We start from the raw sequence: 25,495 nt of genomic DNA, 5'->3' as shown, positions 1-25,495 counted from the left end.
GTGCTATGGCGGCTACGCCCTGCCGATCAGCTGAGACGCTCGATCACCATGGCCATGCCCTGGCCGCCGCCGACGCACATCGTCTCCAGACCGAACTGCTTGTCGTGGAACTGGAGGGAGTTGATCAGCGTCGTCGTGATGCGGGCGCCGGTCATGCCGAAGGGGTGGCCGACGGCGATCGCGCCGCCGTTGACGTTCAGCTTCTCCAGCGGGATGCCCAGGTCGCGGTAGGAGGGGATCACCTGGGCGGCGAACGCCTCGTTGATCTCGACCAGGTCGATGTCGTCGATGCTCAGCCCGGCGCGGCGCAGCGCCTGCTCGCTGGCCTCCACGGGGCCGAGGCCCATGATCTCGGGCGAGAGGCCGGAGACGCCGGTCGAGACGATGCGGGCCAGCGGGGTGAGGCCGAGCTCACGGGCCTTGGTGTCGGACATGATCACGAGGGCGGCGGCGCCGTCGTTCAGCGGACAGCAGTTGGCGGCGGTGACCATGCCGTCGGGGCGGAAGACCGGCTTGAGGCCCTGCACGCCCTCCAGGGTGACGCCGGCGCGGGGGCCGTCGTCCTTGGAGACGACCGTGCCGTCGGGGAGGGTGACCGGGGTGATCTCGCGCTCCCAGAAGCCGTTCTTGATGGCTTCCTCGGCGAGGTTCTGCGAGCGGACGCCGAACTCGTCCATGTCCTGGCGGGTGACGCCCTTGGAGCGGGCCAGGTTCTCGGCGGTCTGGCCCATCGCGATGTACGGGTCGGGCAGCAGGCCGTCCTCGCGCGGGTCGTGCCAGGTCGAGCCCTCGGACTCGGCGACCGCGGCGGTACGGGCCTCGGCGTCTGCGAACAGCGGGTTGTGCGTGTCCGGGAGGCTGTCGGAGTTGCCCTTGGCGTAACGGGAGACCGTCTCGACGCCGGCCGAGATGAAGACGTCGCCCTCACCGGCCTTGATGGCGTGCAGGGCCATCCGGGAGGTCTGCAGGGAGGAGGAGCAGTACCGGGTGATGGTGCAGCCCGGCAGGTGGTCCATGCCCATCTGCACGGCGACGACGCGGCCGAGGTTGTGGCCCTGCTCGCCGCCGGGCAGGCCGCAGCCGAGCATCAGGTCGTCGATGTCCCTCGGGTCCAGCTCGGGGACCTTGGCCAGTGCGGCCTGGATGATCGTGGCGGTCAGGTCGTCCGGTCGCAGGTCCTTCAGGGAGCCCTTGAAGGCGCGGCCGATGGGGGAGCGGGCGGCTGAGACGATCACGGCTTCGGGCATCACGGCTCCATTGGCGTACCGGGTGGTCTGGCAGGGCTGACTGGGAAGTTACCCGTACGTATGGCCTGGGTCACGGGTGTCACGGTGTGACCCTGACCGCAGTTTCCAAGCGCTTGCTTTTCGGTGCTCCCCAGCGCGTAGGTTCGGTGCTCCTCGGCTCGAAGCGGTTCGGTGCTCCTCAGCTCGAAGGAGTCGCGGGGGCCGGCTCCTGCTCGGGTACCCGCCGGCGCCGCCGGCGCTTCAGCAGGGCCCATGGGCCGCGCGGCCCGCTCGGCATCGCCGCCGCGACCTCCGTGCCCGCCTCCGAGGCGGCCTCCGCCGCCGCCCGTGCCACCGGCAGGAAGCCCTCGCGGCGGGAGGCGTCCGGGCGCTCCTCCTCGGCGGGCCACAGTCCCAGGGACGCGCAGACGGTCGGCAGGACCGCCATCGCCGCCGTCGCGTAGCCCTCGGCCGAGGGGTGGTAGCTGTCCGGGCCGAACAGCTCGCGCGGGTTCTCCGCGAACTCGGGGCCCAGCAGGTCGCCCAGCGACACGGTGCGGCCGCCCTGTTCGACGACTCCGATCGTCTGGGCGGCCGCCAGCTGGCGCGAGGCCCGCCGGGCCAGCCAGCGCAGGGGCTGCCGGACCGGCTCGATCGTGCCGAGGTCCGGGCAGGTGCCGACCACGACCTCCGCACCGGCCGTGCGCAGCCGCCGCACCGCCGAGGCAAGACAGCGCACCGAGCGGGTCGCCGGCATGCGGTGGGTGACGTCGTTCGCCCCGACCATGATCACGCAGATGTCCGGCACCGGAGCGGGATCGGCCAGCACCAGGGACACCTGGCGGTCCAGGTCGTCCGAGCATGCCCCCGGGGTCGCCACCGTGCGCAGCTCCACCGGGCGCTCCGCCAGCGCGGCCAGCCCCGACGCCAGCAGCGCCCCCGGTGTCTGCCCGCCCCGGTGCACGCCCTGGCCGGCGGCCGTGGAGTCACCCAGCATCGTCAGCCTCAGCGGTGCCCCGGCCGGACCGGCGTACGTACGGCCGTACAACCCGTCCGCGTGCGGCACATGAGGAGACGTGCCGTTGCCCACCCGGCGCCGCGCCAGCTGCACCTCGGCCAGCACCAGCCCCAGTGCGGCCGCCCCGGCCAGACCGACCCCGCCGCCGCCGTACGCCGCGCCGGCCGCGATCCGCCGGGCCACCCTCGCCCTCGACATGCTCGTCATGCGTCGCTGCCACCTCCTCGAACCCGTACACCCAGTGCTTGCCCCGTACAGGCCGTCGCCCAATCGCAACGGGGAGTGAACGACCGTCACGGACCACGGTGAGGTCATAGGCTGGCGGCACCATCAGGATCACTTCTTTGCGGCATCCGGAGACAACGGTGCAATTCCACGACTCGATGATCAGCCTCGTCGGCAACACCCCGCTGGTGAAGCTCAACAGCGTGACCAAGGGCATCAGGGCGACCGTCCTGGCCAAGGTGGAGTACTTCAACCCCGGCGGTTCGGTGAAGGACCGCATCGCCCTGCGCATGATCGAGGCGGCGGAGGAGAGCGGCGCGCTCAAGCCCGGCGGCACGATCGTCGAGCCGACCAGCGGCAACACCGGCGTCGGGCTCGCCATCGTCGCCCAGCAGAAGGGGTACAAGTGCATCTTCGTGTGCCCCGACAAGGTGAGCACCGACAAGATCAACGTGCTGCGCGCCTACGGTGCCGAGGTCGTCGTCTGCCCGACCGCCGTCGACCCCGAGCACCCGGACTCGTACTACAACGTCTCCGACCGGCTGGTCCGTGAGACGCCCGGGGCCTGGAAGCCGGACCAGTACTCCAACCCCAACAACCCGCTCTCCCACTACCACTCGACCGGCCCGGAGCTGTGGGAGCAGACGGAGGGGAAGATCACCCACTTCGTGGCGGGCGTGGGCACCGGCGGCACCATCTCCGGAACCGGGCGCTATCTGAAGGAGATCAGCGACGGCAAGGTCAAGGTCGTCGGCGCGGACCCCGAGGGCTCCGTCTACTCCGGCGGCTCCGGCCGGCCCTACCTCGTCGAGGGCGTCGGTGAGGACTTCTGGCCGACCGCCTACGACCGGACCGTCGCGGACGAGATCGTCGCCGTCTCCGACAAGGACTCCTTCCAGATGACCCGCCGCCTGGCCAAGGAGGAGGGCCTCCTGGTGGGCGGCTCCTGCGGCATGGCGGTCGTCGCCGCGCTGGAGGTCGCCGAGCGGCTCGGCCCGGACGACGTCGTGGTGGTGCTGCTGCCGGACAGCGGCCGCGGCTACCTCAGCAAGATCTTCAACGACGAGTGGATGGCCGACTACGGCTTCCTCGAGGACACGGGCCCGAGCGCCCGGGTCGGCGACGTCCTGAACGACAAGGAGGGCGACCGCATGCCCTCCCTCGTCCACATGCACCCGGAGGAGACGGTCGGTCAGGCCATCGAGGTGCTGCGCGAGTACGGCGTCTCGCAGATGCCGGTCGTCAAGCCGGGCGCCGGCCACCCCGACGTGATGGCGGCCGAGGTCGTCGGCTCGGTCGTGGAACGCGAGCTGCTGGACGCGCTGTTCAGCAAGAGCGCCTCGCTGGAGGACCCGCTGGAGAAGCACATGTCCGGCCCGCTGCCCCAGGTCGGCTCCGGCGAGCCGGTCGCGGACCTGATGGCCGTGCTGGGCAAGGCGGACGCGGCGATCGTCCTCGTCGAGGGCAAGCCGACCGGTGTGGTCAGCCGGCAGGACCTGCTGTCCTTCCTCGCCCGTACGGGGAAGTGACGGCCAATGTCCGGTGAACTGCCCGTGAACCGGGTGAACTTGCGTAGTCCGTGATCTTCGCGGACTTCGCGGAACCGGTACGTGGGTGTCACGTTCGCGCAGCACCCGCTTAACACGCGTCCTGCACATTGGTGGATGTCGGCAGGGCGGGAGCGGCTCCCCGCCCAGGCCGGCGCCGAACGGCGTCACAGGACCTCCGGAGCGGCTCCCGGACCTCCACGGACGCCATGGACGCGCACGCCCGGCCTGACCGGGCCCGCGTCCTTCGCGGGGACCGCCGTCGTCCCGCCCCCCGTTCACGGGGGTGCGGCGGTCCCCGCGCACCTCATCCGCGTTTCACCCGCGCATCTCACCCGAGTTTCACCCCCGCATCTCACCCGCGCGGTGTCAGCCCGTGTGGCTCGTCGCCCAGCTCCCCAGCAGCGCCAGGCGTTCCGCCGTCTCCGAGCCCGGTCCGGGCGAGTACGCGACGATCGTCTGGTCCGGGGCCGCCGGGATCCTGAGGGTCTCGTAGGGGAGGGTCAGCAGGCCCGCGACCGGGTGCCGCAGGAGCTTCACGCCGTGGTCGCAGGGCTTGACCAGGTGGTCGGCCCACAGGTGGCGGAACCGCTCGCTGGCCCGCGTGAGTTCGGCGACGAGCTCCCCCGTGGCCGGGTCGCCGGGGTGATGGCCCGCCTGCAGACGCAGGTGCGCGACCGTCTGGGCGGTGACGTCGGCCCAGTCAGGGTAGAGCTCGCGCGCGGCGGGGTCGAGGAAGAGACGCCGCGGCAGGCTGAGCTCCTCGCCCGGGCCGCTGAAGCCGAGCACGGCGTCGGCGAGGGCGTTCCAGGCGAGCACCTCCATGCGGTGGTCCAGGACGTAGGCCGGGTTGCGGTCCATGCCGTCCAGGAGCAGCTGAACACCCGGGCGCACCCGGGCCGCGGCCGGTGTGCCCGGACCACCGTGCCCGTCCTGCCGGCGGGGCCGGGCGACCGCCCGCAGGTACGCGTGCTCGGACGCGTCCAGCCGCAGCACCCGCGCGATCGCGTCCAGCACCGCGTCCGACACGCCCCCGGACCGGGTCCGCGAGGGGTCCCCGGGCCCCCTGCCCTGCTCGAGGCGGACGTAGTAGTCGACGCTCACCCCGGCCAGCTGCGCCACCTCCTCGCGGCGCAGGCCCGGGACGCGGCGGCGGCCGTAGGACGGCAGCCCCACCTCCTCCGGCCGGATCCGGGCGCGGCGCGAGCGCAGGAAGTCCCCCAGTTCTCCGTCCATGGGACCGAGCCTAGGCCGTACGGGCCCGGCGAACCTGGTACTGCCAGACCCAGGAAGAGCGCAGCCCTGGGTAGGGCGGGCGCAGCCGCCGAGGGTGGGGTCCGAGGCCGGGGAGACGCCCCGGCCGGCACCGAGGAGGAACCCCATGTCGTACGACAGCCTGGCCGGCCGTACCGCCGTCGTCACCGGGGCCGCGAGCGGGATCGGCGAGGCCGTCGCCGTGCTGCTGGCCGCCCAGGGGGCCCGGGTGGCGTTGGTGGCCCGGCGTGCGGAACGGCTCACGGCGATCGCCGGGAAGATCCGGGCCGACGGCGGGCAGGCCCTGGCCGTCGCGGCCGACGTCACCGACGAGACGTCCGTGGCGGACGCCGCCGACCGTGTCCACGCGGAGTACGGGACCGTCGACCTGGTCGTGAACTGCGCCGGTGTCATGCTGCCGCACCCCGTCGACGCCCGGCGCACCGACGAGTGGCAGCGGATGCTCGACACCAACGTCGCCGGGGTGCTGCGGATGATCGGCGCCTTCACCGGCGACCTGGTGAGCGCCGCCGCTGACGGCCGTACGGCCGACATCGTGAACATCTCGTCCGTCGCCGCGCACCTCAGCTTCCCGAACTACGCGGTGTACGGCGCGTCCAAGGCGGCCGTCACCTATCTGTCGGAAGCCCTGCGCGGGGAGTTCGGGCCGCGGGACGTCCGGGTCACCAACATCGAGCCCGGTATCGTCGAGAGCGAGCTGCGCACCCACATCTCCGACGCGGAACTGTCCCGGCAGGTGGAGGACCTGGTCGACGCGGTGGGCGCACTGTCCGCCGAGGAGCTGGCCGACCTGGTGGCCTACGTGACGAGCCGGCCGCGGCGGGTGAACCTGCGGCAGATCGTCGCGCTGCCGACGCGGCAGGTCTGAAGCGGGCCGGGCGCTCAGTCCTCCCAGCCGCTGTCCCGGGAGGACTTGGGGCGGCGGCCGAAGAGGTCCGGGTTGGTACGGGCCGCCTGGGCGACGTTGACGCCGACGATGCCCGCCCAGGCGACCAGCATCCCGGGCAGCTGGGCCAGGGCCCCGCCGATCGCGGACAGCGGCACCGCGAGGACCAGGGAGACGATCCCGAAGCCGAACCGCTCGCCCCAGGAGTCCGTGGCCCTCGGCGACCGGGAGTCGCGGGCCGTCTGCATCTGCTGCTCGGCGAGCTGCCGTCGCACCCGGCGCTCCACCGCGCCGTCGATCCGCTGGTCGACCTTCTCCAGGAAGGAGTCGACCAGCGCCGACTCGTAGTCCTCGCCCAGCTCCCTGCGGGCGTGCAGGGTGGCGTCGAGTTCCCTCTTCAGATCGGTGTCCCGCGCGTCCATTCCCGTCATGCGGTCCACCGTAGGGAGCGCCGCCATCGGCCGCACTGGGGTAAGCCCCCCTGTTCGACGGGGGATACCGGCCGTACCGCCGCCGTCTTCCGGCCCGGCTTGCCGCTCTGCATATGCTCATGCAGAATCCTCAGCTACTGAATAGGCGAGGGGGAGCACGTCATGAGCGTGACCGACAGCCCTGCCGCGCGGCTGCAGGCGCTCTTCGAGGGCCACCGGCTGACGCCGACCCAGCGGCGCATCGCGCACAGCATGGTGCGGCGCGCCGCCGACGTGCCGTTCCTGTCGAGCGTGGAGCTCGCCGAGCTGGCCGGGGTCAGCCAGCCGTCCGTGACCCGCTTCGCCGTCGCCCTGGGCTTCGACGGGTACCCCGCCCTGCGCCGCCATCTGCGCGAGGTCGCCCCCGCCGAACCCGCCGAGGAGGCCGGGGCCCACAACGAGTACCAGCAGGCCGTCGAGGCCGAGATCGCGAACCTGCGGCACCTGGCCGAGGCGCTGGCCGACCCCGCGCCCGTGCAGCGCGCGGGACGCCTCCTCGCGGCCTCCCGCCCCCTCCTCGTCCTGGGCCTGCGGGCGGCCGCCGCCCAGGCACACGGCTTCGCCTACTTCGCCGCCAAGGTCCATCCCGACGTACGGCTGCTCGGCGAGGGCGGCACGATGCTCCAGGACCGCATCGACGCCGCCGTCCGGGCCGGCGCGAGCGCACTGCTCTGTTTCGCGCTGCCCCGGCACCCCCGCGAGGTCGTCGACACCCTCGCCTACGCCAAGGAGGCGGGGCTGACCGTCGTCACGGTCGCCGACTCCGCCTTCGCACCCGTCGCCAAGGTGTCCGACCTGCTGCTCCCCGCCGCCGTCGGCACCGGCCTCGCCTTCGACACGGCCTGCGCGCCGATGCTGCTCGGCCGGGTCCTGCTGGAGGCCATGTGCGACGACCTGCCGCAGGCCCAGGCGCGCCTGGAGGAGTTCGACACGAAGGCGGCGGCGCGGGGCCTGTTCGTCGACTGACGCCGTGCCCGGCGTCTTCTCAGACTCGTCTCACGTTGCGTCGCTACCGTACGTCCGACCAAGGCTTCGGAGACCGGACGGAGGCTGGACGTGACACGCGGAGGACAGGGGCTGGCCCGGGTGGCCGTCGTGGTGCGGGCGGGGGCGGCCCCGCTGTGGTGGCTGGGCGTTCTCGCGGCGGGCATCGGCCTGCTCGCACCGGGCCTGACCGGACGCCGCATCGGCGTCCTCGCCGGAGCGGCCCTCTTCGTCCTGGCGACGGCCGCCGTGGCCCACGGCCGCCGCAAGCGCTACGCGGCCCTGGCCGCCTCGGCGTCCCGGGCCGGAAAGCACGACGTGCTCCAGGACCGTGGCGTCACGGTACGCAACTGGCGCCGGGGTCACCGCTGGTGGCTCCTCCTCGCCTTCCTCGCGGCCCTGGGCAGCGCCTTCGCCGCCCCCGCGGCCGGGGGCATGCTGCTGGCCGGCTGCGGCGCGGGCCTGTGGCTGAAGTCGGCCTGGCTGGGCCGCCGGGAGCGGGACGACGAGGTGTTGCTGTGGGTCCGGGTGGACTGGCTGCGCGGGGGAGCGGCCCATCCGGCCGGCAAGCGGGTGAAGGCCTACCGCAGCACGGGCATCGCGGCGGGCGACGCGGCCCCGGGAGGAGCCCGGAGGAAGTCACCGGCGTTGGTGTGACGCCCCGTCTTCCGGGGGTGCGGGGCCGCGTCGATGTGCGGCTCCGCCGCGTCGGCGCGACCGGCACCTCAGGCCGACCTCCCTGCGCTGGTGTGATCGGCGGTGGTCGGCCCACCCAAGGGGCGCGGGGAACTGCGCGACCGGCCACCACGCACCCGAGGCCGGGATCCTACGGAACCTCCCACGGCGCTCGCGTCAAGGTATCGGCCTCCGACCCACCCGACTCGGCCACGACCTCCTCCACGGTCTGGGCCCGCCGCACCACCGCGAACCGCCCGCCCGGCAGGAACCCGTAAACCCCTGGCCGTACCAGTGAGTTGTACCCGTAGTGGTGCGCGAAGTAGTACGCCCCGGTGTCCAGCGCCGCCGCGTAGTCCCCCTGCTCCAGCAACGGCATGGACCGCGCCTCGGCCAGCAGGTCCCCCGCGAAACAGGCCGGCCCAGCGACGTCCTGCACCACCACCGGCCCCTCCTTCGGCCGGCCCTTCGCGTCGTACGCGGAGATCCGCAACGGCCAGCTCCCCGGCGCGTACACCGTCCGCGCGGCCACCTGCACCCCGGCATGCGTCACCGCCACCGCCCGCCCGCCGGAGGCCTTCGCGTACTCGACCCGTGCCACCACCGTCCCGTGCTTCGCCAGCAGTGACCGCCCGAACTCGGTGACCAGCCCGTACCGCCCGTCGAACAGCCCCGGTACCTCCTCGGCCAGCAGCCGCGCGTACTGCGCGTACGTCGGGGCCGTCTCCTCCGACGCGAAGTTCACCGGCAGGCCGCCGCCGATGTCGAGCGTGTCGACCTGCCGCCGCCCGGCCCGCCGGTTGATCTCCTCCGCCAGCGCGTACGTCTCCGCCACGCCCCGTGCCATCAGGGCCAGGGGGACGCCCTGGGACCCGGTGTGGGTGTGCAGCCGGGTCAGCCACGGCCGGTCCAGATACGCCTGGACGACCCACTCCCGGGCCCCTTCGTCCCGCAGCGCCACCCCGAACTTCGAGGTGGCCGTCGCCGTGGACAGCGCCTCGATGGAACCACCGCCCACCTGCGGATTCACCCGGATTCCAAGGGGAGAGCGGCTCGCCTGCGACCGCATCAGGGCGTCAATGCGGTCCAGCTCCTGCGGGTTGTCCGCGTTGACGGCGATCCCCAGGTCCAGCGCCTCGCGCAGCTCGGCCGGCGTCTTCGCGGGCGAGTCGAGCACCGTCATCCGCGACGGCACGCCCGCCGCCCGCGCCAGGGCCAGCTCACCAGGGCTCGCGACCTCCGCGCCGACGCCCTCCTCGCGCAGCAGCCGCAGCACCGGCACCAGCGGGGTCGCCTTCACCGCGAAGGCGTGCAACACGGGCGTGCCCGGCGCCCGCACCGCCTCGAAGGCCGCCCGCAGCTCCCGCGCCGACTCCCGGATGCCGACGACGTCCAGCAGCCCGACGACGGGGCTGCCGGCCCCGAGCAGCCCTTGTTCCACGGCGGCCCGCACCGCCTCGTCCCGCCGGGCCGCCCGCCCGGCCCGGGTGCCGTCCGGCTCTTCCGCCTCGATGCGTGCGCCCATGCGTCCAGCCAAACATCCCCGGCGCCGCCACGCCGACGGCCCGACGTATTGACTAGCTCTATTCATGAGGTCAGGATGTGAATAGAAGCGGCAACATTCCGCCGGGAGCACCCACCAGGAGGCAGACCATGTCAGGACCCCGCCCCGTCCGAGCGCCGCGCGGCACGGAACCGAGCGCCCTGGGATGGCAGCAGGAAGCCGCCCTGCGGATGCTGCAGAACAACCTCGACCCCGAGGTCGCCGAGCACCCCGACAAGCTCGTCGTCTACGGCGGCACCGGCAAGGCCGCGCGCGACTGGCGCTCCTTCGACGCCATGGTGCGCACGCTGAAGGGCCTGAAGCAGGACGAGACCATGCTGGTCCAGTCCGGCCGCCCCGTCGGCGTGATGCAGACCCACGAGTGGGCCCCGCGCGTCCTCATCGCCAACTCCAACCTGGTCGGCGACTGGGCCAACTGGGAGGAGTTCCGCCGCCTCGAACACCTCGGCCTGACCATGTACGGCCAGATGACCGCCGGTTCCTGGATCTACATCGGCACCCAGGGCATCCTCCAGGGCACCTACGAGACCTTCGCCGCCGTCGCCGCGAAGAAGTTCGGCGGGACGCTGGCCGGAACCATCACCCTCACCGCCGGCCTCGGCGGCATGGGCGGCGCCCAGCCCCTCGCCGTCACGATGAACGACGGTGTGGCGATCTGCATCGACTGCGACCCGCGTGCCATCGAGCGGCGCATCGAGCACCGCTACCTCGACGTGAAGGCCGACAGCCTCGACCACGCCCTGAAGCTGGCGACCGAGGCGCGCGACGCCCGCCGCCCCCTCTCCATCGGCGTCCTCGGCAACGCCGCCGAGCTGGTCCCGCAGCTCCTCGCCATGGGTGCGCCCATCGACATCGTGACCGACCAGACCTCGGCCCATGACCCGCTGGCCTACCTGCCGCTGGGCACCGCCTTCGAGGACATGGCCGACGCCGCCGCCAAGGACCCGGCCGGCTTCACCACCCGGGCCCGCGAGTCCATGGCCCGGCACGTGGAGGCCATGGTCGGCTTCCTGGACGCCGGCGCCGAGGTCTTCGACTACGGCAACTCCATCCGCGGCGAGGCCCAGCTCGCCGGGTACGACCGGGCCTTCGCCTTCCCCGGCTTCGTCCCCGCCTACATCCGTCCCCTGTTCTGCGAGGGCAAGGGCCCCTTCCGCTGGGCCGCCCTGTCCGGCGAGGCCTCCGACATCGCCAAGACCGACAAGGCGATCCTCGACCTCTTCCCCGAGAACGAGTCCCTCGCCCGCTGGATCAAGATGGCCGGCGAACGCGTCCACTTCCAGGGCCTGCCCGCCCGGATCTGCTGGCTCGGCTACGGCGAGCGGGACAAGGCCGGCGAGCGCTTCAACGACATGGTCGCGAGCGGGGAGCTCGCCGCGCCGGTCGTCATCGGCCGCGACCACCTCGACTGCGGTTCCGTCGCCTCCCCCTACCGCGAGACCGAGGCCATGCTCGACGGATCCGACGCGATCGCCGACTGGCCGCTGCTGAACGCCATGGTGAACGTCGCCTCCGGGGCGTCCTGGGTGTCGATCCACCACGGGGGCGGCGTCGGCATGGGCCGGTCGATCCACGCGGGGCAGGTGACGGTGGCCGACGGCACGGCACTCGCGGGCGAGAAGATCCGCCGGGTGCTCACCAACGACCCCGGCATGGGCGTCATCCGGCACGTCGACGCCGGATACGACATCGCGGAGTCGGTGGCGGGGGAGCGGGGCGTCCGCGTCCCGATGCGCGAAGGTGACCCGGCGTGACCCAGGACACCGGCGCCTCCTTCCACCAGATGTGGCGCGAGCTGCTCCCCATCGGTCGGCACCCCGGATCCGGCGGCTACCGGCGGTTCGCCTGGACCGGGACCGACGGCGACTGCCGGGCCTGGTTCGAGGACCAGGCCACTGCCCGCGGGCTGCGCTACGAGGTCGACCGGAACGGCAACCAGTGGGCCTGGCTCGGGGACCCCGCCGAGGGGAACGCCGTCGTCACCGGGTCGCACCTCGACTCCGTGCCGGACGGCGGCGCCTTCGACGGCCCCCTCGGAGTCGTGTCCGCCTTCGCCGCGCTGGATGAGCTGCGCGGCAGGGACGCACGCTTCGACCGGCCCCTCGCCATCGTGAACTTCGGCGACGAGGAGGGCGCCCGGTTCGGACTCGCCTGCGTCGGGTCCCGGCTCACCGCCGGGCAGCTCACCCGCGAGCAGGCGCACCGCCTCACCGACGGCGACGGCGTGACGCTGCCCCGGGCCATGGAGGCGGCCGGATACGACCCGGACGCCATCGGACCGGACCCCGAACGGCTCGCCCGCATCGGCGCTTTCGTCGAACTGCACGTCGAGCAGGGCCGGGCCCTGGACCTGTCCGGCGACCGGGTCGGCATCGCCAGCGCCATCTGGCCGCACGGCCGGTGGCGGTTCGACTTCCGCGGCGAGGCCAACCACGCCGGCACCACCCGGCTCGCCGACCGGCACGACCCCATGCTGTCCTACGCCGAGACCGTCCTCGCCGCCCGGCGCGAGGCCGAACTCGCCGGAGCCGTCGCCACCTTCGGCAAGATCGCCGTCGAGCCCAACGGAGTCAACGCCATCCCCTCCCTGGTGCGGGGCTGGCTCGACTCCCGCGCCGAGGACCAGGTGAGCCTCGACACCGTGGTCGGCGGCATCGAGAAGGCGGCCCGGAGCTACGCGGACGCGCACGGCATCGACCTCGACATCGTCCGTGAGTCCTTCACCCCCGTCGTCGAGTTCGACCACGCCCTGCGCGACGAACTCGCCCGCATCCTCGGCACGGACACCGACCTCACGGTGCCCGTCCTCGGCACCGGCGCGGGACACGACGCCGGGATCCTGTCCGGGAGCATCCCGACCGCCATGCTGTTCGTGCGCAACCCCACCGGCGTCTCCCATTCCCCGGCCGAGTCCGCGAGCGAGGACGACTGCGTGGCCGGGGTACTCGCGCTCGCCGACGTACTGGAAGGACTGGCGTGCAGGTGACGACAGCAGCCCCGCGGACATACTGGCTGGAGCACGCCTGGCTCGGCACCAATGTCGAGCCCGGCGTGGCCGTCGACGTCAGGGACGGCCGCATCGCCGCCGTCCGCTCCGGCACCCCCGCCCCGCCCCCCGGCGCCGAGGTCCTGCGCGGGCTCACCCTGCCCGGCCTGGCCAACGCCCACAGCCACGCCTTCCACCGCGCCCTGCGCGGCACCGTCCAGGTCGGCTCCGGCACCTTCTGGACCTGGCGCGAGGTCATGTACGCCACGGCCGCCCGGCTCACCCCGGACAGCTACCACGCCCTCGCCCGCGCGGTGTACGCCGAGATGGCCCTGGCCGGCATCACGGCCGTCGGCGAGTTCCACTACGTCCACCACGCCCCCGGCGGCACCCCCTACGCCGACCCCAACTCCATGGGCGAGGCCCTCATCGCGGCCGCCGCCGAAGCCGGGATCCGCATCACCCTTCTCGACACCGCCTACCTCTCCTCCGGCTTCGGGCAGCCGCCCACCACCCACCAGCTCCGCTTCTCCGACGGGGACGCCGAGGCCTGGGCCGCACGCTCTTCACTTCTCAAGGAACGGGATCACGCACGGATCGGCGCGGCGATCCACTCCGTACGGGCCGTGCCCGCCGACCAGTTGGAGACCGTCGCGCGGTGGGCCCAGGAGCGGCGGGCCCCGCTCCATGTGCACCTGTCCGAGCAGACCGCCGAGAACGAGGCGTGTCTGGAGATCCACGGCTGCACCCCGGCCCAGCTCCTCGCCCTGCACGGCGTCCTCGGGCCGCGCACCACCGGCGTCCACAACACCCACCTCACCGCCGAGGACATCTCCCTCATCGGCGGCAGCGGCACCGGCACCTGCATGTGCCCGACCACCGAGCGGGACCTCGCGGACGGCATCGGACCGGCCGTCGCGCTCCAGAACGAAGGCTCACGGCTCTCCCTCGGCTCCGACAGCCACGCCGTGATCGACCTGCTCGAAGAGGCGCGGGCCCTGGAACTGAACGAGCGGCTGCGCACCCGCACCCGGGGTCACTGGACGGCGGCGGCCCTGCTGCGGGCGGCCTCGGCCGACGGCCACGCGGCCCTCGGCTGGGACGACGCGGGCGCTCTGGAGCCCGGCGCGCTCGCCGACTTCACCACCGTCGCGCTCGACTCGGTCAGGACGGCAGGGCCGCTTCCGCGGCTCGGGGCCGAGACGGCCGTATTCGCCGCGTCGGCAGCGGACGTGTCGCATACGGTCGTGGCAGGTCGGCACGTCGTACGGGACGGGGTCCACTCCCTCGTACCGGATGTGCCGCGGGCCCTCGCGGACGCCGTCGAAGCCCTGCGCGGATGACCCCGGGCCGCCCGCCCGCGCGGCCCGCCTCCGCCCCCGAACCCGACCCCACCGCCGACCAGGCCACCAAGGACGCCATGAGCAACGCCACGACCGTCAGCCCCGCCCACTCCGCGAGCACCGCAAGCACGCTCATCACCAACATCGCAGCCCTGGTCACCAACGACCCCTCCCTCGGTGACGGTTCCCCCCTCGGACTGGTCCAGGACGCGGCCGTCGTCATCGAAGGCGACCGCGTCGTGTGGACCGGTGATCAAAGCAAAGCACCCGCCACTGACAATCGGGTCGACGCCGGCGGCCGGGCGGTCGTCCCCGGCTTCGTGGACTCCCACTCCCACCTCGTCTTCGCGGGCGACCGGACGCAGGAGTTCAACGCCCGCATGTCCGGGCGGCCGTACAGCGCGGGCGGCATCCGCACCACCGTCGCGGCAACGCGCGCGGCGAGCGACGAGGAACTCGAGGCCAACGTCACCCGTTACCTCCGCGAGGCCCTCCGCCAGGGCACCACCACCTTCGAGACCAAGTCCGGCTACGGCCTGACCGTCGAGGACGAGGCCCGCGCCCTGCGCATCGCCGCCGCCCACACCGACGAGGTCACCTACCTGGGCGCCCACATCGTCCCGCCGGACTTCGCGGAGGACCCGGCCGGCTACGTCGCGCTGGTCACCGGCGAGATGCTGGACGCCTGCGCCCCGCACGCCCGCTGGATCGACGTCTTCTGCGAGAAGGGCGCCTTCGACGGCGACCAGGCCCGCGCGATCCTCACCGCCGGCAAGGCCAGGGGCCTGCACCCCCGCATCCACGCCAACCAGCTGTCGTACGGCCCCGGCGTGCAGCTCGCGGTCGAGCTCGACGCGGCCAGCGCCGACCACTGCACCCACCTCACCGACGCGGATGTGGACGCACTGGCGGGCAGCCGTACGGTCGCCACCCTGCTGCCCGGCGCCGAGTTCTCCACGCGGGCCGAATGGCCGGACGCGCGGCGGCTGCTGGATGCCGGTGTCACCGTGGCGCTGTCCACGGACTGCAACCCCGGCTCGTCCTTCACCTCGTCCGTCCCGTTCTGCGTCACGCTGGCCGTACGGGACATGGGGATGACTCCGGACGAGGCCGTGTGGTCGGCGACCGCGGGCGGCGCGGCGGCCCTCCGGCGCGACGACGTCGGCCGCCTCGCCCCGGGCGCGTACGCGGATCTGACGCTCCTCGACGCCCCGAGCCACGTCCACCTGGCCTACCGCCCCGGCGTTCCGCTGGTCAGCGGGGTGTGGCGGCGCGGAGAACGCGTGGTGTGATCACCCCGCGACCATGGGATGTCGCGCCGGCGGACGGCCGGCTCACCGGAGGGCGGGGACGGATGGCGAAGCACTGGTCGGCACCGTTGCTGGTGAACCTGATGCTGGGGATTCCGGCCGTGGTGCCGGTCTGGCTGCTGTGGTACCTGGCGGCGAACTGGCCGCTGGCCGCACTCGGCCTGACGGCGCGGGAGCCCACGGAGAACGACGGCGTGCTGCCGTGGTTCCTCGTCGCCGGGCCGGTCGTCGCCGTGTTCGGGCTGCTCTGGTGGCTGGCCAACCGTCCGCTGCGGCGCAGGACGGCCCTGCCGCCCGGCCGCTACTGGGCGCTCGGCGTCCTCGCCACGCTGGCGCCGACGCTCGCCCTCGTCGCCGTCTCCGCGATGTGAGAAGGGCGACGGGACATGCGCTGGGGGCGGACCGTACGGTCCGCCCCCTGAAGACAGCGTCACCCGGTGAGGATCACTCCTCGACGGTCAGCCCCTTGCGCAGCTTCACCAGCGTCCGCGACAGCAGACGCGAGACGTGCATCTGCGAGATGCCGAGCTCTTCGCCGATCTCCGACTGGGTCATGCCCGCGACGAACCGCAGGGACAGGATCTTCCGGTCGCGCGGCGGGAGTTCGGCGATCAGCGGCTTCAACGACTCGACGTACTCGATGCCTTCGAGTCCGTGGTCCTCATAGCCGATGCGGTCCGCGAGCGCGCCCTCGGAGTCGTCCTCCTCCGGCTGGGCGTCCAGCGAGGAGGCGGTGTAGGCGTTCGACGCGGCCATGCCCTCGACGACCTCGTCGTTGGAGATGCCGAGGCGCTCGGCCAGCTCCTTCACCGTCGGGGCGCGGTCCAGCTTCTGGGCCAGCTCGTCACCGGCCTTGGCCAGGTCGAGCCGCAGCTCCTGCAGCCGCCGCGGAACGCGCACAGACCATGAGGTGTCGCGGAAGAAGCGCTTGATCTCGCCGACGATGGTCGGCATCGCGAACGTGGGGAACTCCACACCGCGGGACAGCTCGAAGCGGTCGATCGCCTTGATCAGGCCGATGGTGCCGACCTGGATGATGTCCTCCATCGGCTCGCTGCGGGAGCGGAACCGGGAGGCGGCGAACTTGACCAGCGCGAGGTTCAGTTCGACGAGCGTGTTGCGGACGTACGAGTACTCGTAGGTCCCTTCCTCCAGCGTCTCCAGACGCTCGAAGAGGGTCTTGGACAGCGCCCGGGCGTCGACCGCGTCGACTTCCTCGTACGGGGGGATGTCCGGCAGTCCGGCGAGGAGACCGTCCTGTGTGACGAGCATCTCTGCCTGCTCGATGGGATCCAGATGGTCCGGAGGGGGTGTCGACGTCGCTTTGTGGGTACGCGATCCGTCGAGCCGGGGTGACATGATGTCCTCCATCGTTCTCGGCATATGGCTGCCGGAGCCGTTAGGTGCACTGCGGTGTGCGGCGCCTCCAAAGCCGGCCGTGTCGGGTACGTGTCCTTACTAGGCCTACCCGCTTTCCTGAGCCCACCGCAAGTGCGTTCTGTGGGCATATGTCCGTTTGTGTGCACTTGTTCGGGTGTCGGACCGTGCTGGGAAGGCGTAGTGTTCGAGGGCGTCAGCAACCAGCCTCGACGTCAGGAGAGAGAGACGGCATGGACCGCGGGACGGTCGGCAGCGCACAGTCTGGCCGGCTTCTGGTGGAGGTGCGGGAAGAGGGCTCTAGTGCCGTCGTGACCCCGGCGGGTGAGTTGGATCACCACACCGCCGATTTGTTGCGTGAGCCACTCGAGGACTGCCTCGCCAAGGGATTCAAGCGCCTGGTCATCGATTGCGCGCGCCTGGAGTTCTGCGACTCCACGGGGCTCAATGTGCTCCTCGGGGCGCGGCTGAAGGCGGAGGCCGCCGGTGGCGGCGTCTCGCTCGCCGGCATGCAGCCGGTGGTGGCACGCGTGTTCGAGATCACGGGTGCGGACGCGGTCTTCAGTGTCCATGACTCGCTCGAGGCGGCCCTGGCCGACGAGTCGGGCTGACCGGCGGTGCGTCGGCGCGCGGTGCCTCGGCGATCCCGCTGTGACCGGCATCCCAGCCCTGTCACGTCTTTCGTGCGAAATACATGGGTGTTCAGCCGGTCCCCCAGGGCAGGAGACATCCTGAACCTGTCGGGTACCAGAGTGGTGGGGGCGCCGCGAAACCGACGTGCCGCGCACCGCGCGACTGGCTGTGTAGTGAATTTTTTGAATCGTGAACTGGTGAATCGGTGAGGTGAAGCGCTGATGAGCACCACCCGGCCTTACCCGCCGGGCGACCGCGGGCCGGAGCCCAGCGGCGCTTCCGGGGCGTCCGAGGGTGGCGTGGCGGCGACCGGTGCGTCCGGCGAGGGTGCGGGAGCGCCGTCCGGGGCCGCGGCGCCGCCGGGGGGTCCGCAGGTGCGTCGGCTGAGCTTCGAGGACGAGAGCGGCGTCGTTCCGCTGGCCCGCGACTTCACCCGCCAGGCGCTGTACGCGTGGGGCTGGCTGCCCGCCGCCTCCGCCGACCGGCGGGCCGCCGCGGAGGACGTGCTGCTGGTCGTCTCCGAGCTGGTGACCAATGCCTGCCTGCACGCCGAGGGGCCGGACCAGCTGCGGATCTCCTGCGACAACAAGGTGATCCGCGTCGAGGTCGCCGACCGGGGCACCGGCCAGCCCGCACCCCGTACCCCGCACCGCGCGGGACGCCCGGGTGGTCATGGCATGTTCATCGTCCAGCGCCTGTGCCTGGACTGGGGTGTGGTCCGTACGCAGGGAGTCTCCGGCAAGACGGTGTGGGCGGAACTGGGCGCGCCTGCCTGATCCTGGGGGCTTCTGTCGGGTCGGGGCGCGCCCACGCGATCACGGGCGCGCCTGCCTGCCTGCATCCGGTCTGGTGCCCTTCTCCCACGGTGCTCTCACGGTCCGCGTCCGAACGGCTGACTGTCGTTGCCGCCGGGCCGCCGCCGCGCATCCCCCCCCGTACGTCACCGCGGCGCACGCCGGATCCCTCACAGATCCGGCGTGCGCTGTGTCTTCCTTCCTCAAGGCCCCGGGCGTACCTTGACGGCCCTATCTGATACGCCGTCAGGAACAGGAAGGGGAGCGGCACCGTGTCGTACCGGAAACGAACCGCCGCGCTCGCGTCCGCCGCGGCCCTGGCCGGCTCGGCGGTGTGGATGGCCGCCCCCGTCGCCCGGGCCGAGGTCGTCGACGTCGACTACCAGTGCAAGACGCCGATCGGCGACAAGAGTGCCGTCTCTCCCATCGACATCAAGGGCGCCAAGAGCGGCAACGGATACCGGATCACCATGTCCTGGCAGAAGGGCGTCTCCTCCAGCCCGGTCGAACTGGGCAAGGGCGCGATGACGCCGAGCGCCACCATCGCCCTGGGCGGTGTGGACAGCGGCACCCTGTCGGTGACCGGCCCCGCCAACGACGCCGCGATCCCGGCCAACACGCCCATCAAGATCAGCGACCTGAGCGGCACGTACACGCCGAAGAAGAGCGGCGAAGTCACCTTCACGGCCGGTGTGCTCACCATCAAGGCGCTCGGCACGACGACCACGTGCACCCCGACGAACGACCCGGGCCCGTCCCTCACCCTCGACGTCGAGGCCGCGGGGGGCGGCGGCACGACCGGCTCCGCCCAGGGAGGCGGCTCCGGCCCCGACACCGGTGCCGGACTGCCGCAGACCGGGCCCGAGGACTCGGCAGTCGCCCTCGGCACCCTCGGCGGCACGGTCCTGCTCGCCGGTGCGGCAGGTGCCCTGTGGCTGACACGACGCCACCGGGGGGCACGGGCGGGCCGTTGACGGGAGCCCCCTGGCAGGCGCACCGCTCCAGGGGGCGGGCGGACCGCCGACCGTGCGCCCCTCCCGGCCGGTGCACCGCTGAGCGCAGGACCGCACGCCGCTCGGTCCGGCCCCGCGCCGGCACCGTACGACCGCTGGAGCCGCCGATGCCGTCCGCCGTCCGTCTTCCGTACGTCTCACTGCCGGTGCTGCTGGCGCTGCTGCTGTTCCTGGCGGGTGCCGGGTCCGCCGGGGCGGTGGACCGGCCCGATGTCGAGCTGTCCAAGGCCCAGGCGGGCACGGGCGGTTCGGTCACGGTCAGCGGCAGCGGCTGGCGGCCGCGGGCCCTGCTGACGCTGCTCGTGTGCGGGCAGGCCGAGCCGCGGCGGGGCGTGACCGGCGGCACCAACTCCTGTGCCAACGCCGACGGCCGGGCCGTCACCACCGGCGCCGACGGGCGCTTCCGGCGCGAACTGCCCGTCGTGGAGCCGCCCGTGCCGTGCCCCTGCGTGGTGCATGTGGCCACCGTGACGGGAGCTGCGGCCGAGGCGGACGCGGCCCTCCAGGTCGCCGGGCACGCGGTCGAGCCGCTGCCCGCGGAAGCGGCCGGCGGACGGCTGTCCCTGCTCGCGGACACCCGGCTGCGGGGCTCCGGGGGCCTGCTCACCTGGTTCGGCTCCCCGCCCTCGCGGACCCTCGTGGTCACCGTCGGCAACGTCGGCACGTCCCCCGTGCGGAACCCGGTCTTCCAGGTCGGCACCTCGCACGGCGTGTTCGCCCCCCAGTGGCAGGACCAGCGGTGGCGCGGCACGATCCGGCCCGGCGGCAAGGCCCGCATCGAGCTGCCCGTGGAACTCGGCGCCGGGGCGCACGGCGACTACACGGTGTCGCTGAAGTACGGCGGCAAGGTGCTCGCCGAACACCCCTGGGGCGTGGACCGTCCCTGGGGCGTGACCCTCTTCTGGGGCCTCGTCCTCCTGGTCGTACCGGCGGCGCTGGTGCGCGGCGCACTGGCCGTGATCGACCACGTACGGCCCCGCCGCCCGGGTCACGCGGCCCGCCCGGCCCGCCGCCTGCCGCTGCCCACCCACCGCCGGGCCTCTGCCACGCCCTGGTTCGCCCCGGACGGCGACCCACCGAGATCCACCGGGACATGAGGAAGGGCCGCCACACCCCAGGTGTGACGGCCCTTCTCCCGCAGTCGGGCAGCGGTGATCAGTGGACGTCGCCCATCAGCGACTTGATCTTCCTGCGGTACATGTACACGGCGAAACCGGCGAGCACGGCGAGCACCGCCTCCACGGCGACCGCACCGGTGCCGCTCAGGTCCACACCGCCGACGGCCGGGTTGGACAGCAGACCCGTCACCGAGTCGCCCGCCGTGACCGCGAGGAACCAGACACCCATCATCTGGCTGGCGTACTTGGCCGGGGCCATCTTCGTCGTCACGGACAGGCCGACCGGCGAGAGGCACAGCTCACCGACGGTCTGGATCAGGTAGATGCCCACCAGCCACATCGGGCTGACCAGCGTGTCGCCGCCGGCCATGCCCAGCGGCAGCAGGAAGAAGAAGAACGAGACACCGATGAAGAACAGCGCCGCGGCGAACTTGGCGACGGTGCTCGGCTCCTTGCCCTTGCGGTTCAGCCACAGCCAGATCCAGGCGAAGACCGGGGCCAGCGCCATGATGAACACCGGGTTCAGCGACTGGTACCAGGAGGACGGGAAGTCGAAGCCGAGCAGCGAGCCGGAAGCCTTCGTCTCACCGAACGCCTGGACCGTGGATCCGCCCTGGTCGTAGATCATCCAGAACGCGGCGGCCGCGATGAAGAACCAGATGTAGCCGGTCATCTTCGACTGCTCGACCGTGCTGAGCTCCTTGTCCCGCTTGATCCGGATCAGCACGCCGGCCGGGATGACCAGACCGATGACCGTCAGCGGGATCATCGCCCAGTTCAGGGTGAAGTGGCCGGTGAAACCGACGACGCCGTAGAAGACGGTCGCGACGATCAGCCACAGCAGGCCCTTGCGCAGCCAGGACGCGCGCTCCTCGGCGGCCAGCGGCTTGGGCACCACGTTGCTCTGCGGGCTGAGGTTGCGGGTGCCGAGGAGGAAGGCGATGAGGCCGATGCCCATGCCGAGCGCGGCCAGGCCGAAGCCGAGGTGCCAGCTCACCTGCTGGCCGACGGTGCCGATGATCAGCGGCGCGAAGAAGGCACCCATGTTGATGCCCATGTAGAAGATCGTGAAGCCGCCGTCACGGCGCGGGTCGTCAGGCCCTTCGTAGAGGTGGCCGACCATCGTGGAGATGTTGGCCTTCAGCAGGCCGGAGCCCAGGGCCACCAGCGCCAGACCCGCGAAGAAGGGCGCCTGTCCGCCGGGCAGGGCCAGCACCAGATGGCCCGCCATGATCGTGACGGCCGCGATCGCCACCGTCTTGCGCGGTCCCCAGACGCGGTCGCCGAGCCAGCCGCCGGGCATGGCGAGCAGGTACACCATCGACAGGTACACCGAGTAGATCGCCGTCGTCGTGGCGAGGTCCATGCCCAGACCGCCGCCCATGCTGCCCTTCTTGGCGTCCGGACCGCCGGAGAGCAGGTACACGACGAGCAGGGCCCGCATGCCGTAGAAGCTGAACCGCTCCCACATCTCGGTCATGAACAAAGTGGCCAGTCCGCGGGGGTGGCCGAAGAAGGTCTTCTCGGAACCGGGGGTGCCCGGTCGGGCCGAGTCCTTCGTCAGGCTGGACGCCATGGTCGTTCCTTGCTGCTCGGGACGCGCCCCGCAGCTGCGGTGGTGCGCCCGGTGGGGGTATGCCGGCACCGGTGGGTACGGCCGTCCGCCCCGAAGCCTTCGGGGGACCGCTCCGGGTCACGGAGCGGTGGGCGGTCGCCACCGGGATCCACACCTCTACGCGCGTCGCCGCACTACGAGGCCCGGCCACAGGTCGTTTCACGTCGGGGGCCGGCGGGAACCGGCCCGCACACAAAAGAGACCCTCAGGGCAAACGGCCTCCGAAGGTCGCCATGGTGCTACAGGCGTTGATTCACCATACGGCAGGACACCGCCCCATATGGAAGGACTTGAGACACGGATCACAGGTGTCGGGGGAACCGCACGCCTGTTTCCAAGGTCCTTACCAGGATCCCACCCCACAGCCGGAGGTTCTTACGCGTACCTCACGCACGTAAGAACCGTGCATGACAACGGTAAGAATCAAGGGTTCCGGTCACACCCCAGCTCAGGGCGTCGCAGGTCTACCATCACCTCATGACCCGTGTACTGCTCGCCGAGGACGATGCGTCCATCTCGGAGCCGCTGGCCCGTGCTCTGCGCCGGGAGGGCTACGAGGTCGAGGTCCGTGAGGACGGACCCACCGCTCTCGACGCCGGATTGCAGGGTGGCGTCGATCTGGTCGTGCTCGACCTCGGTCTGCCCGGCATGGACGGCCTGGAGGTGGCCCGCCGCCTGCGTGGCGAAGGCCACGCCATCCCGATCCTCATCCTGACCGCGCGCGCCGACGAGGTGGACACCGTCGTCGGGCTCGACGCGGGCGCCGACGACTACGTCACCAAGCCGTTCCGGCTCGCCGAGCTGCTCGCCCGGGTGCGGGCCCTGCTCCGGCGCGGCGTCTCCGAGCCGCAGCAGCCGCCCGCCACGCACGGCGTGCGCATCGACGTCGAGTCGCACCGCGCGTGGATGGGCGAGGAGGAGCTCCAGCTCACCGCCAAGGAGTTCGACCTGCTGCGGGTGCTGGTGCGCGACGCGGGCCGGGTCGTCACCCGCGACCAGCTGATGCGGGAGGTCTGGGACACGACCTGGTGGTCGTCGACCAAGACCCTCGACATGCACATCTCCTGGCTGCGCAAGAAGCTCGGCGACGACGCGGCCAACCCCCGCTACATCGCCACCGTGCGCGGTGTGGGTTTCCGTTTCGAGAAGAGCTGAGCCGCGAGGCGGGCTCGGGTAACAGGACATGCGTCGCCGACTGATCCAGTCCACGCTCGCCGTGGTGCTCGTCGTGATCGCCGTCTTCGGCGTCTCCCTCGTCATCGTCGAGACCCGGACGATCAGCAACAGCGCCCAGGAGCGGGTGGAGTCCGAGGCGGTCCGGCTGGCCAGCATCGTCGACAGCCGGCTCTTCGTGGCGCAGCAGGTCGACGCGGAGGTGCTGCGCGAGCAGGTCACCCAGGACCGCTACTACGCGGTGATCCGCATCCCCGGCGAGTCGCCCATCGAGGTCGGCGACAAGCCGGAAGGTGACGTCATCACCGCGACCGCGCCGGGCGAGGAGGGCGAGACGGTCACGGTCCAGGAGCCGCGCTCCTCGGTGACCCGTGAGGTCGGGCGGACGCTGCTGATCATCGCGCTGGTCGCGCTGCTGGCGGTGGTGGCCGCGGTGCTGCTGGCCGTCCGCCAGGCGAACCGGCTGGCGTCGCCGCTGACCGACCTCGCCGAGACGGCCGAGCGGCTCGGCTCGGGCGATCCGAGGCCCCGGCACAAGCGGTACGGGGTGCCCGAGCTGGACCGGGTGGCGGACGTGCTGGACGGCTCCGCCGAGCGCATCGCCCGCATGCTGACCGCCGAACGCCGGCTGGCCGCGGACGCCTCCCACCAGCTGCGCACGCCGCTCACGGCGCTGTCGATGCGGCTGGAGGAGATCACCCTCACCGACGACCCGGACACGGTGAAGGAGGAGGCGACGATCGCGTTGACGCAGGTCGAGCGGCTCACGGACGTCGTGGAGCGGCTGCTGACGAACTCCCGCGATCCGCGCACCGGCTCCGCCGTCTCCTTCGACCTCGACGAGGTCATCCAGCAGCAGCTCGCGGAGTGGCGGCCGGCGTACCGCAGCGCGGGGCGGGCGATCGTCAGCTCCGGCAAACGGCATCTGCGCGCGGTGGGCACGCCCGGCGCGGTCGCGCAGGTCCTGGCGGCGTTGATCGAGAACTCCCTCATGCACGGCGGCGGCACGGTGGCCCTGCGCACCCGCGTCACCGGCAACCAGGCGGTCATCGAGGTCACGGACGAGGGACCCGGCATCCCGGCCGACCTCGGCGCCCGCATCTTCGAACGGGCGATCAGCGGCCGCAACTCCACGGGCATCGGCCTGGCAGTCGCCCGCGACCTGGCGGAGGCCGACGGCGGCCGCCTGGAGATGCTCCAGACCAAACCCCCGGTCTTCGGCCTGTTCCTGTCCCGCACGCCCCTGCGGAAGCCCGCGGACGGCGATGAGGAGCCGATGGTCCGCTAGGGCCGCGTCGTCGTTCGCCGGGGTCGCGTCGTCGGGCCCGGGAGGGCTACGGCACCTGCTGCTTCGTCTTGGACCGGCCGGCGGGCTCGGTTCGCCCGGCCGGGTCCGGCGCCGGCTCCCGCGCGGGCAGCGCGCGGAAGACCCAGGAGCGGTAGGACCAGAAGCGGAACAGGGTCGCGATGCCGATGCCCAGGAACTTGAAGACGTTGTTCTGGAGCGGGGTGTTCCAGCCGAAGCCGTACGTGGCCGCGTACAGGACGCCGTTCTCGATGACCAGGCCGATCGCGCTGAACAGCAGGAACAGGGTCATCTCACGGGTACGGCGGGTCTTGTCGCGGTCGCGGTACGTGAAGTAGCGGAAGCCGACGTAGTTGAAGACGATCGCGACGACGGTGGCGATGACGCTCGCGCGCACCACCTGGAGGTCGGTGGTGTGGCGTACGAGGTTGAAGACGAGGAGGTTGACCAGCACCCCCGCACCGCCCACCGCGCCGAACTTGGCGACTTCGCGAACGATGCGTCGGAGCCGGGAGGCACCATGTCCCATGGTCGTAAGGCCCCCGTCCGGTCGTCGGCGTCAACCCAGCCATGCTAACCACCCTTCCGCGCGATCTTCCTGCGGATGCCGGTGGGCGGCCGGAGACGGTCCGGTCGGGGCCGGTGAGGGACGGGAAACCGGCCACTCCGGCGCGGCCGATACCCTGGGGGCGTGACGTTCCCGGTAGTCGGCATGGTCGGCGGTGGCCAGCTCGCTCGTATGACACACGAGGCGGGCATCCCGCTGGGCATCAGGTTCAAGCTCCTCAGTGACACCCCGCAGGACTCCGCTGCGCAGGTCGTGAGCGATGTCGTCGTCGGCGACTATCGCGACCTCGACACGCTGCGCGAGTTCGCCCGGGGGTGCGATGTGATCACCTTCGATCACGAACACGTACCCACCGAGCACCTCAGGGCCCTGGAGGCGGACGGCATCCC

23 protein-coding genes and 1 pseudogene are annotated in these 25,495 nt (G+C 72.1%); 16 read left to right on the top strand and 8 right to left on the bottom strand.

The genetic code is table 11. The features are described from left to right. Positions 1–26: 26 nt before the first annotated feature. Both ABT116_RS00980 and ABT116_RS00975 read right to left on the bottom strand, forming a co-directional pair. Positions 27–1,247 (bottom strand): acetyl-CoA C-acetyltransferase, encoded by a 1,221-nt coding sequence (locus ABT116_RS00980; protein WP_351625959.1) that lies wholly within the window; start codon positions 1,245–1,247, stop codon positions 27–29. A 178-nt stretch (positions 1,248–1,425) separates the two neighbouring features. Further along, complete coding sequence (locus tag ABT116_RS00975; protein WP_351625958.1) at positions 1,426–2,451, bottom strand: SGNH/GDSL hydrolase family protein; 1,026 nt, start codon at positions 2,449–2,451, stop codon at positions 1,426–1,428. Positions 2,452–2,609: 158 nt separating this feature from the next. On the opposite strand from ABT116_RS00975, the gene ABT116_RS00970 reads away from it, so the two are divergent. Beyond that, a complete protein-coding gene (locus tag ABT116_RS00970; RefSeq protein WP_351625955.1) occupies positions 2,610–3,998 on the top strand; it encodes a cystathionine beta-synthase in 1,389 nt (462 codons plus the stop codon). 387 nt (positions 3,999–4,385) lie between these two features. Here ABT116_RS00970 and ABT116_RS00965 read toward each other — a convergent pair whose 3' ends face one another. Then, positions 4,386–5,252 (bottom strand): helix-turn-helix domain-containing protein, encoded by an 867-nt coding sequence (locus tag ABT116_RS00965; protein ID WP_351625952.1) that lies wholly within the window; start codon positions 5,250–5,252, stop codon positions 4,386–4,388. 145 nt (positions 5,253–5,397) lie between these two features. Between ABT116_RS00965 and ABT116_RS00960 the strand changes: the two genes are divergently transcribed. Further along, positions 5,398–6,159: an SDR family oxidoreductase gene (locus ABT116_RS00960; protein WP_351625950.1), complete on the top strand. Its 762-nt coding sequence runs from the start codon at positions 5,398–5,400 to the stop codon at positions 6,157–6,159. A gap of 14 nt (positions 6,160–6,173) precedes the next feature. On the opposite strand, the gene ABT116_RS00955 is transcribed toward ABT116_RS00960, so the two are convergent. Next, on the bottom strand, positions 6,174–6,599 hold the full coding sequence (locus ABT116_RS00955) for a hypothetical protein (protein WP_351626094.1): 426 nt from the start codon (positions 6,597–6,599) through the stop codon (positions 6,174–6,176). 171 nt (positions 6,600–6,770) lie between these two features. Between ABT116_RS00955 and ABT116_RS00950 the strand changes: the two genes are divergently transcribed. Together ABT116_RS00950 and ABT116_RS00945 are read left to right on the top strand one after the other, a co-directional pair. Further along, on the top strand, positions 6,771–7,613 hold the full coding sequence (locus tag ABT116_RS00950) for a MurR/RpiR family transcriptional regulator (RefSeq protein WP_351625947.1): 843 nt from the start codon (positions 6,771–6,773) through the stop codon (positions 7,611–7,613). Positions 7,614–7,703: 90 nt separating this feature from the next. After that, positions 7,704–8,288 carry a hypothetical protein gene (locus ABT116_RS00945; RefSeq protein WP_351625945.1) on the top strand — a complete coding sequence of 195 codons (585 nt, stop codon included), beginning with the start codon at positions 7,704–7,706 and terminating at the stop codon, positions 8,286–8,288. Positions 8,289–8,457: 169 nt separating this feature from the next. Here ABT116_RS00945 and ABT116_RS00940 read toward each other — a convergent pair whose 3' ends face one another. Then, positions 8,458–9,831, bottom strand: a complete 1,374-nt coding sequence (locus ABT116_RS00940) for a type III PLP-dependent enzyme domain-containing protein (RefSeq protein WP_351625942.1) — start codon at positions 9,829–9,831, stop codon at positions 8,458–8,460. A 128-nt stretch (positions 9,832–9,959) separates the two neighbouring features. On the opposite strand from ABT116_RS00940, the gene hutU reads away from it, so the two are divergent. From hutU to ABT116_RS00915, 5 genes are all read left to right on the top strand, one after another. After that, positions 9,960–11,624 (top strand): urocanate hydratase, encoded by a 1,665-nt coding sequence (gene hutU, locus ABT116_RS00935; RefSeq protein WP_351625939.1) that lies wholly within the window; start codon positions 9,960–9,962, stop codon positions 11,622–11,624. Between the two features lie 29 nt (positions 11,625–11,653). Beyond that, positions 11,654–12,856, top strand: a complete 1,203-nt coding sequence (locus ABT116_RS00930) for an allantoate amidohydrolase (RefSeq protein WP_351626092.1) — start codon at positions 11,654–11,656, stop codon at positions 12,854–12,856. Beyond that, complete coding sequence (locus ABT116_RS00925; RefSeq protein ID WP_351625937.1) at positions 12,847–14,199, top strand: formimidoylglutamate deiminase; 1,353 nt, start codon at positions 12,847–12,849, stop codon at positions 14,197–14,199. Before ABT116_RS00930 ends, ABT116_RS00925 begins: the two co-directional genes overlap by 10 nt. After that, entirely contained in the window at positions 14,196–15,491 is a 1,296-nt protein-coding gene (hutI, locus tag ABT116_RS00920; protein ID WP_351625934.1) for an imidazolonepropionase, read from the top strand. Before ABT116_RS00925 ends, hutI begins: the two co-directional genes overlap by 4 nt. Before the next feature lie 62 nt (positions 15,492–15,553). Then, positions 15,554–15,880, top strand: a complete 327-nt coding sequence (locus tag ABT116_RS00915; RefSeq protein ID WP_351625931.1) for a hypothetical protein — start codon at positions 15,554–15,556, stop codon at positions 15,878–15,880. A 73-nt stretch (positions 15,881–15,953) separates the two neighbouring features. Here the strand turns inward: ABT116_RS00915 and ABT116_RS00910 are convergent, their stop codons facing one another. Beyond that, positions 15,954–16,868 (bottom strand): RNA polymerase sigma factor SigF, encoded by a 915-nt coding sequence (locus ABT116_RS00910; RefSeq protein ID WP_502983801.1) that lies wholly within the window; start codon positions 16,866–16,868, stop codon positions 15,954–15,956. Between the two features lie 251 nt (positions 16,869–17,119). Here ABT116_RS00910 and ABT116_RS00905 point away from each other — a divergent pair, with 251 nt between their 5' ends. The 4 genes from ABT116_RS00905 (at position 17,120) to ABT116_RS00890 (ending at position 20,423) form a co-directional block, all read left to right on the top strand. After that, positions 17,120–17,497, top strand: a complete 378-nt coding sequence (locus ABT116_RS00905; protein ID WP_031102780.1) for an STAS domain-containing protein — start codon at positions 17,120–17,122, stop codon at positions 17,495–17,497. A gap of 243 nt (positions 17,498–17,740) precedes the next feature. Beyond that, on the top strand, positions 17,741–18,295 hold the full coding sequence (locus ABT116_RS00900) for an ATP-binding protein (protein WP_351625926.1): 555 nt from the start codon (positions 17,741–17,743) through the stop codon (positions 18,293–18,295). 290 nt (positions 18,296–18,585) lie between these two features. After that, entirely contained in the window at positions 18,586–19,287 is a 702-nt protein-coding gene (locus tag ABT116_RS00895) for an LPXTG cell wall anchor domain-containing protein (RefSeq protein ID WP_351625923.1), read from the top strand. Positions 19,288–19,433: 146 nt separating this feature from the next. Further along, positions 19,434–20,423 (top strand): hypothetical protein, encoded by a 990-nt coding sequence (locus tag ABT116_RS00890; RefSeq protein ID WP_351625920.1) that lies wholly within the window; start codon positions 19,434–19,436, stop codon positions 20,421–20,423. Positions 20,424–20,481: 58 nt separating this feature from the next. Here ABT116_RS00890 and ABT116_RS00885 read toward each other — a convergent pair whose 3' ends face one another. Then, positions 20,482–22,020 (bottom strand): peptide MFS transporter, encoded by a 1,539-nt coding sequence (locus ABT116_RS00885; protein ID WP_351625917.1) that lies wholly within the window; start codon positions 22,018–22,020, stop codon positions 20,482–20,484. 516 nt (positions 22,021–22,536) lie between these two features. Here ABT116_RS00885 and ABT116_RS00880 point away from each other — a divergent pair. Then, positions 22,537–23,214, top strand: a complete 678-nt coding sequence (locus ABT116_RS00880) for a response regulator transcription factor (RefSeq protein ID WP_053675697.1) — start codon at positions 22,537–22,539, stop codon at positions 23,212–23,214. Between the two features lie 28 nt (positions 23,215–23,242). Beyond that, a complete protein-coding gene (locus ABT116_RS00875; RefSeq protein ID WP_351625914.1) occupies positions 23,243–24,520 on the top strand; it encodes a sensor histidine kinase in 1,278 nt (425 codons plus the stop codon). Positions 24,521–24,566: 46 nt separating this feature from the next. Here the strand turns inward: ABT116_RS00875 and ABT116_RS00870 are convergent, their stop codons facing one another. Beyond that, entirely contained in the window at positions 24,567–25,067 is a 501-nt protein-coding gene (locus ABT116_RS00870; protein WP_351625912.1) for a GtrA family protein, read from the bottom strand. 183 nt (positions 25,068–25,250) lie between these two features. Between ABT116_RS00870 and ABT116_RS00865 the strand changes: the two are divergent. Next, a pseudogene (locus tag ABT116_RS00865) lies at positions 25,251–25,495 on the top strand (5-(carboxyamino)imidazole ribonucleotide synthase); the annotation flags it as partial.

The sequence above is a fragment of the Streptomyces sp. NPDC002130 genome (assembly GCF_040296465.1).
GTDB lineage: Bacteria > Actinomycetota > Actinomycetes > Streptomycetales > Streptomycetaceae > Streptomyces.
Note: the sequence above shows the minus strand (reverse complement) of the source record. Positions and strands in the feature narration are given on the sequence as shown.